7 protein-coding genes are annotated in these 7024 nt (G+C 64.0%); 4 read left to right on the plus strand and 3 right to left on the minus strand.

Going from position 1 to position 7024, the window contains the following annotated elements; genetic code table 11:
• Nucleotides 1-130: 130 nt before the first annotated feature.
• From JHD07_RS28265 to motA, 3 genes are read right to left on the minus strand one after another with little or no spacing between them, the layout of a single operon-like run.
• Nucleotides 131-445 carry a hypothetical protein gene (locus tag JHD07_RS28265; protein ID WP_291628159.1) on the minus strand — a complete coding sequence of 105 codons (315 nt, stop codon included), beginning with the start codon at nt 443-445 and terminating at the stop codon, nt 131-133.
• Entirely contained in the window at nt 426-1367 is a 942-nt protein-coding gene (locus JHD07_RS28270; RefSeq protein ID WP_291628161.1) for a FliM/FliN family flagellar motor switch protein, read from the minus strand. Before JHD07_RS28270 ends, JHD07_RS28265 begins: the two co-directional genes overlap by 20 nt.
• The gene (motA, locus tag JHD07_RS28275) at nt 1364-2260 is read right to left on the minus strand and encodes a flagellar motor stator protein MotA (protein ID WP_291628163.1); all 897 of its coding nucleotides are present in this window, start codon (nt 2258-2260) and stop codon (nt 1364-1366) included. Before motA ends, JHD07_RS28270 begins: the two co-directional genes overlap by 4 nt.
• A 140-nt stretch (nt 2261-2400) precedes the next feature.
• Here motA and JHD07_RS28280 point away from each other — a divergent pair, with 140 nt between their 5' ends.
• From JHD07_RS28280 to JHD07_RS28295, 4 genes are all read left to right on the plus strand, one after another.
• Entirely contained in the window at nt 2401-3189 is a 789-nt protein-coding gene (locus JHD07_RS28280) for a DUF1217 domain-containing protein (protein WP_291628165.1), read from the plus strand.
• Nucleotides 3190-3192: 3 nt separating this feature from the next.
• The gene (gene flgF, locus JHD07_RS28285; protein WP_291628167.1) at nt 3193-3921 is read left to right on the plus strand and encodes a flagellar basal-body rod protein FlgF; all 729 of its coding nucleotides are present in this window, start codon (nt 3193-3195) and stop codon (nt 3919-3921) included.
• Nucleotides 3922-3961: 40 nt separating this feature from the next.
• On the plus strand, nt 3962-5287 hold the full coding sequence (fliI, locus tag JHD07_RS28290; RefSeq protein ID WP_291628169.1) for a flagellar protein export ATPase FliI: 1326 nt from the start codon (nt 3962-3964) through the stop codon (nt 5285-5287).
• Between the two features lie 817 nt (nt 5288-6104).
• On the plus strand, nt 6105-6740 hold the full coding sequence (locus JHD07_RS28295) for a MarR family transcriptional regulator (RefSeq protein WP_291628172.1): 636 nt from the start codon (nt 6105-6107) through the stop codon (nt 6738-6740).
• Nucleotides 6741-7024 lie beyond the last annotated feature (284 nt).

The following is a 7024-nucleotide window of genomic DNA, read 5'->3' on the forward strand; positions in this document are numbered from 1 at the left end:
CGTCTCGGCCTCGTCCGATGCGGATGCGGTCTCATAGTCGAAGGATTGCGCCATCTGGTTTCGCCTCTTGGTCGTTCCGCTCCCGGAACGTCGCGGCGTTCCGATCGTATTGGTTGCGCCGGCTTCGGCTTCAATGCTTGTTCAGTTCGGTGCCGCCTGCGCTCGCCGCAGGCGCGAGCCCGTTCCGCGCGTCGAGCGCGGCGATCGCCTCGTGAGCCTGATCGATCTTCGTGCTCAGCACATTGGCGAGCCGTCCGAGGTTTGCGGTGGAATCGTGCGCCGCGGTGATGACCGTGTCGAATGCACCCGCCGTCTCGCGCACGATGGTCGAGAACTCGCCCTGATAGCTGCGCAACCGCGCCAGCTCGCGGTGCATCCTGGTTACACGCCTGCTGGTGAAAGCGAGCGCAATGAGCAACACGGCATCAACGAGATAGGATATCATCGACGAACTCCCGCTTCTGATCGACGGGATCGGCCACCTGCATGGCGTAATAGCCATCGAGCTGGCCGATCTGGCACCAGAACAGCACCTGATTGTTGCTTTCGAGGCGAGCCAGCGTGCGCGGCGTGGCCTCGAGCTCGAGCACCTGCCCGATCTGGAACTTCACGACGTCTCCGAGCGTCACCATCTTCTCGTCGAGCACCGCGCTGAGCGTCACCTCGGTGCGATGGACCTCGCTCTCCATCTGCTCGCGCCAGCGCGGGTCGGCCGCGCGACCGTCGCTGACCACGACGTGAGCGAGCTTCTGTCGCAGCGGATTGAGCGCGGAGTGCGGAATGATCAGGAACATCTGGCCGCCGCGGTAGAGCGCCTGCAGCATGATGTTCGCGCAGATCGACATGTTTCCGCTTCGCCCGATCGCCAGCGAGGCCATCGCCGTCTCGACCCGCTCGACGCGAAAGGTGACGTTCGACGTACCGGCGAAGGCGGATTGCAGCGCCTTGGCGAAGCGCTCGAACAGAGCCTGCACCAGGCGGAGCTCGATGTTCGAGAAGGAGCGCTCGACGTCGAGCGGCGGCTCGGCGCCGTCCGAACCGAACATCGCCTCGACCATCGTGAACACGAAGTCGCGGTCGAGCATGATGATGATGCGGGAATCCCATTGCTCGGCATAGAGCACTGCCGCGACCGCGTTGGCCTCGTAGTCCTTGATGATGTCGCCGACGCGGTCATTGGTGATGCCGTTGACCGAGAAATAGCATGGCGTTCCCGCCATCGGCTGCAGGCTGTCGGTGCAGGATGCCGCCATGCGATCGAAGATCACATTGAGCATCGGCATACGTTCGATCGATATGCCGGCGGCGTCCAGCAGGTAGTTCGGCAGCTGCTTGCGCTGATCGATTTCGGCGTCTTCCATCATCATGCGCGAGCCGCCTTCGGTTCAGGTTCGGCAGCGACGGCCTTGGGACCTGCGATCGTCTCGTTCTCGACGACGTCGATCGACGGACGCTCGCTGCTGGAGATCATCTTGCGGCCGTGCTCGACCGCGATCTGCGGCATGGCGCCGTTCATGAAGGCCAGCAGCGTCTGCTTGACGATGATGTACGGCCGGCACTTCTTCTCGCGCATCATCTTGATCTTGATGGCGAAGGGCGAAATGATGCCGTAGGACAGGAAGATTCCGGCGAAAGTGCCGACCAGGGCGGCGCCGATGTAGCCGCCGAGCAGCTTCGGCGACTGGTCGAGTGCGCCCATCGCCTTGATGACGCCGAGCACCGCGGCGACGATGCCGAGCGCCGGCATCGCCTCCGAGACCGTCACCAGCGCGTGGTACGGTGCCAGCTTGCCCTTGACGATGGTGTGGATCTCCTCGTCCATCAACGCTTCGATCTCGTGCGTGCGCGCGTTGCCCATGATGATGAGACGGACATAGTCGCAGATGAACTGCAGCACCGAGGGATCGCCGAGCACGCTGGGGAACGCCTTGAAGATCTCGGATGACGAGGGATCGTCGATATGCGCCTCGACCTCGTTGCGGCCCTTGCCCCGCAGCTCGCGCATCAGGGCATGCAGCGCCCCCAGCAGGTCAAGGTAATAGCGCTGACCCGGCACCGCGTTGGTGATGGCCTGCATGCAGGCGACCCCGCTGTCGAGGACGGTCTTCCAGGGATTGGCCACGATGAATGTGCCGATCGCGGTGCCTATGATGATCACGAACTCCCACGGCTGCATGAGCACGGCCAGATGCCCGCCCATGGCGGCAAAGCCGCCGAGCAGCGCCGCTACCGTGATGAAAATCCCCACGAAACTGCCCAACGCGCCGCTCCATCGCCGATCCCACCGGCAATATCTAGTCGGCGACGCTTGCGCGAAGCTGGCTTCGGGCTCGCCAGCCCCGCGCAAGCATCCGGCGGCAGCTTGGCGGCGCCGCAACGGCGGCCAGAGGGGCGCGTGTCATGCTATCCACCATCGCGGACTACACCAGGCTGACCAAGGACATGGGCAAGTCGCTGACGCAGGTCGCGAAGCAACCGGATGTCAGCCGGGAGACCGACTATTTCCTCAGCCACATCGGCAACGTGAAGACAATCGACGATTTCCTGAAGGACTATCGTCTCTATTCCTACGCGATGAAGGCCTACGGACTCAGCGACATGACCTATGCCAAGGCGTTCATGCGCAAGGTGCTGACGGAGGGCGTCGCGAGCAGCGACGCCTTCGCCAACAAGCTGACCGACACCCGCTACCGGCAGTTCGCCGCCGCCTTCAATTTCGCCGCGCTCGGTGACAAGGCGACCCAAGCCGCTGCGGCCACGACCGGTACCGCGACCCAATACGTCACGCAGACGATGGAGGAGAAGGCGGGCGATCAGAACGAGGGCCTGCGATTGGCGCTGTATTTCACCCGCAAGGCCTCCACGATCACGACCGCCTACCAGATCCTCGCCGACAAGGCGCTGACGCAGGTGGTGCAGACCGCGCTCGGCTTGCCGGCGACGATCAGCTCGGCCGACATCGACGCCCAGGCCAAGCTGATCGCCAGCCAGATCAAGCTCACCGATTTTCAGGATCCGGCCAAGGTCACCAAGTTCGTGCAGCGCTTCGCGGCGATGTGGGATGCGACAACGGCCCAGAGCGACGCCTCGACCAACTCCGCCCTGGTCCTGATCGCCGGCGCCGCGACCTCGAGCAGCCTCGATACCAACATGCTCACGACACTTCAGAACATCAAGTTCAACAGGTAGGTCATGCAATCGGCTCTCTATGTCGGCTTGTCGGCGCAGGTCGCGCTCGAGAAGCGCCTCCAGACGATCGCCAACAACGTCGCCAACGTCAACACGGCTGCGTTCCGCACCGACGTGGTGAAATTCGAGACCGTGCTGTCCAAGGCGGGGCCGACCCCGGTGGCGTTCTCCTCGCCCGGCGACAACATCATCTCGCGCGAGATGGGCAACATCACCGAGACCGGCAACCCGCTCGACGTCGCGGTGGTGGGACAAGGCTGGATCGCCTTCGCGGGTCCGAACGGCACGGTCTACACACGCGACGGCCGTCTCCAGATCGCCCCGAACGGCGATCTTCAGACCGTGAGCGGCTTTCCGGTCGTCGATTCCGGCGGCGCGCAGATCACGCTCGATCCGAACGGCGGGCCGATCTCGGTCGCGCGCAGCGGCGCGATCATCCAGGACAACAACGAGATCGGCACCATCGGCCTTTTCAGCATTCCACCCGACGCCAATCTGGAACGCTACGGCAATTCCGGCGTGACCCCCGACCGGCCCGCAACGGCCATCGCCGATTTCTCCCGGGACGGCTTCAAGCAAGGTTATGTCGAGGGCTCCGGCGCCAATCCGATGCTCGAATTGACGCGGCTGATCTCGGCCTCGCGCGCGTTCGACGGCACCAACTCGATGATCGAGGGCACCGAGAGCTCGCTTCAGAACGCCATTCGGACGCTGGGCGAACCCGGCAAGTAGATTGCGCGCGACGCGCGTAGGATGAGGTTGGACGGTTTCCTTGAACGCTCTTCGGCAACTCGAGTGGGCGCTGCTGGAGCTTCAGCAGAGCACTCCCCTGGTCAGCGTCAGCGGCGCGATCTCCGAGATCGCACCGACGCATTTCCGCGTGTCCGGACTGTCGCGCTTCGTCAGGCTCGGTGAGCTCATCGGGGTCGATTCGGCCGGCAAACGCCAGATCGGCGAGGTGGTGCGGATCGACAGCGAGGGCATCATCGCCAAGCCGTTCGACCGGCAGTTTGCCGGCGGTCTCGGCTCGGCCGCCTACCGGATGCCGCCCCTGTCGTTCGCGCCCGATCCGAGTTGGAAGGGCCGCGTCATCAACGCCCTCGGCGCGCCGCTGGACGGACAGGGGCCACTCATCCAGGGAGCCCAGGCGGTCTCGGCCGAGGCCGAGGCGCCGTCGGCCATGAAACGCGCACGCGTACACAAGCCGCTGCGCACCGGCGTGCGCGTCATCGACCTGTTCGCACCGATCTGCGCCGGCCAGCGCGTCGGCATCTTTGCCGGATCGGGCGTCGGCAAATCGACGCTGCTGGCGATGCTCGCCCGCAGCCAGGGCTTCGACACCGTCGTGCTCGCCCTGGTCGGCGAGCGCGGCCGCGAGGTGCGCGAGTTCATCGAGGACGTGCTGGGCAGCGACCGTCACCGCGCCGTCACGATCGTATCGACGGGCGACGAAAGCCCGATGATGCGGCGGCTGGCGCCGAAGACGGCAATGGCGGTCGCTGAATATTTCCGCGACCGCGGCGAATCGGTCCTGCTGATGGTGGATTCGATCACCCGTTTCGCCCACGCCGCGCGCGAGGTTGCACTCGCTGCCGGCGAACCTGCAGTCGCACGCGGCTACGCGCCCACAGTGTTCACCGATCTGCCGCGCCTGTTGGAGCGCGCCGGCCCCGGTGAGGAGGGATCCGGCACGATCACCGGCATCTTCTCCGTTCTGGTCGACGGCGACGATCACAACGAGCCGATCGCGGACACCATCCGCAGCACGCTCGACGGGCACGTCGTGCTTTCCAGGCACATCGCCGACCAGGCGCGCTATCCTGCGGTCGACGTTCTGGCCTCGGTCTCCCGCCTCGCCCATAACATCTGGGAGCCCGAGGAGCGCGAATTGGTGAGCAAGCTTCGCGCCATGATCGCGAAATACGAGGATACGCGCGATCTGCGCCTGATGGGCGGCTATCAGTCGGGACGCGATTCGGGCCTCGACCAGGCAGTCGACATGGTTCCGCGAATCTACGATGCGATGCGGCAGGGCGCTTCAGCTCCGCCGAGCGCCGATCCGTTCCGCGAGCTCCGCGACATGCTCAAGGGCGAATGACGGGTGGAGAGGTGAGGCGGCACGCGATGGGCCGCCGGCCGCCGTTCGTGGTTTTCGACAGGAGATTGCGCATGTCGCTACGCCTGCAGCGCATGCGCGCCCACTTCGCGCGCCGATCTTCGCGAGCGCATCCGCCCTACCGGTGAGCACAACGCGCCTGGACGCATTGCAAATAGGCGAGTGGGCGATTCCGGGAGACGAACGAAACAACCATCGCGTGTAATCCTGACGAATTCCCTCGGCGATTCCCGGGCAGAGCGTGCAAGTTGTGGATGACGTGCCGCGAAACATCATCGTCATGCACAAGCTTCGGTCAATATGCGTCGAGGACAGACAACAAACGTGCCGCGCAGTCAAACTCTCGCAATGCCGAGTGCATAATATTCGTCGTGCAGCGTATTCGTTCACCATCATGTGTCCCGATGAGCGAGGTTTGTCTTGAACGTCAGGTTCGCCTGCAACGACATCCAGTCTGCAAGAGGGTCTCTACTTGATTTTGTTGAGAAGCTCATTCATCGTTTGGTTGAGTATAAGAAACGTCTGCTCGTGACTTGAACTTTGGGGGCTTCGGTTGAGCTACTCAGATCCACCGTCTGCCGGCGACGGCGACCCGAGCTCGCGCGCGACGACGATGGTGTTGGCATGCCATCAGCAATACGGCATCTCGCTCCGGACCATGCGGGGCCCATCAGCCGAGATCGTGCGTGTTGCGATTCCTGCCATTACAGGAGAGTTCGACACCACCTGCTCGTCCGACACTGAGGGCGCAAAGCGGCTTCGGGACGCCGCAGACAAAGTTTCGGGGGCGAGGTAGGTAATGCCATTGGCGCGAGAGGCCGTCGAGCTGCTGGTTCAGGCGGCGAGGGCCTGGTACTTCGAAGGCAATCAGCATGGATTGCGCGATCGAGAATGGATGGCGCTGCGCTTTCTCAGCCGCGCCAACAGGTTTTCCCGCACGCCTTCCGCGCTGGCCGGCTTCATCGGAGCGACGCGAGCGACTGCATCGCAGATCGTGAAGACGCTGGAGAGCAAATCCTTTCTGGTGCGAAAGCCGTCGCATGAGGACAAGCGTTCCGTCGTCCTGCACGTCACCGCCCAGGGCGAGAAGTGCCTCAGCCAGCACGACCCGATCAACCACGTGGTGAACGCGGTCACCGCGCTCGGGACCGACGAATGCATCAGGCTGCGCGACTCGCTCCGCGAGGTTCTCAATCATCTCGACGCGGCCCATCAGCGGCTCGATGCCAGCATCTGCCGGGACTGCATGTTTCTCGCAGAGCGTAGCCCCGGCACCGGCAAGGGACGAGCAACCGCCGAATTCATGTGCCGGCTCTATCGTGCTCCGATCTCTCTCGATGAGACCGAACTGCTCTGCACCAGTTTCGAGCGCACGCGCGACCGCCCCAGGATCGAGCAGCATCCGAATCGCGCGCGCGCGGCCAGCCAGGGGTGAGTCGCCTGATGCCAGCAGATCGAGCCACCGGATCGGCGCGAAACGCAACCCACTGACGGGCTCCGGCGAGGACTCCGATACGCCGCGGCCATTTGGTTCGATTGCGACTGTCTCTAGAATACTGGATTGATGACAGCGAGTGTGTGATGGCGAACGTGCAGAACACGCCTTGCCGGCCTCGCGGCTGATTTCGCCCGAGCTTTGCTTCATCTCCTCACTCTCTCGATCGAGAGGGCGCAGGGAAGGCCAGGTGCCGACAGGCACCCGCGGTCTGCTGCGCAAAA

Origin of the sequence: Bradyrhizobium sp., from assembly GCF_016462955.1 — a bacterium.
Taxonomy (GTDB): domain Bacteria; phylum Pseudomonadota; class Alphaproteobacteria; order Rhizobiales; family Xanthobacteraceae; genus Bradyrhizobium.